The organism is Massilia genomosp. 1, assembly GCF_011682185.1.
Classification (GTDB): domain Bacteria; phylum Pseudomonadota; class Gammaproteobacteria; order Burkholderiales; family Burkholderiaceae_D; genus Telluria_A; species Telluria_A rubra.
In genome coordinates this window covers 1-381 of the sequence record NZ_WHJF01000428.1, presented here as the reverse complement: position 1 = coordinate 381, position 381 = coordinate 1, and the positions used below count along the sequence as shown (strand labels likewise).

General features: G+C 57.0%; 1 pseudogene. It reads right to left on the bottom strand.

Annotation, left to right across the window (positions count from 1 at the left end):
* Positions 1-261 (bottom strand): annotated as a pseudogene (locus F1735_RS34365) (IS5/IS1182 family transposase); the annotation flags it as partial.
* Positions 262-381: the final 120 nt, after the last annotated feature.

The following is a 381-nucleotide window of genomic DNA, read 5'->3' as shown; positions in this document are numbered from 1 at the left end:
CACCAGGCCAGTCGTGGTGCCGATGCCGAGTACGGCCTTGGCAACAAAGGCGTTTGCCAACCAAGCTCGGACATGTGGCGGCCGACCAATGCCGCACCACGAGTGAGCGACAAATTCTTCCACCCGAGCCCATTCAAGAACATGCGCTACGCGGGCCAGTTTCGGTGTCACGACGCCGACTTCGGCACGCAACTCGGGAAGCACATCATGTTGAATCGCATTCCAGCGTTGCATGATCAGATCGCGTCGGGTAGCATCCATTGTGTGGGCGTTTTGGTGAAGTCTTGAGAAACTGCATCATGCCAGAAATGGGTGCGCCCACACCCTCCTTTATGCTTGCGATGCCAAGCCGTTCCCATGCGTTACGCCAGTTTTGCAAGA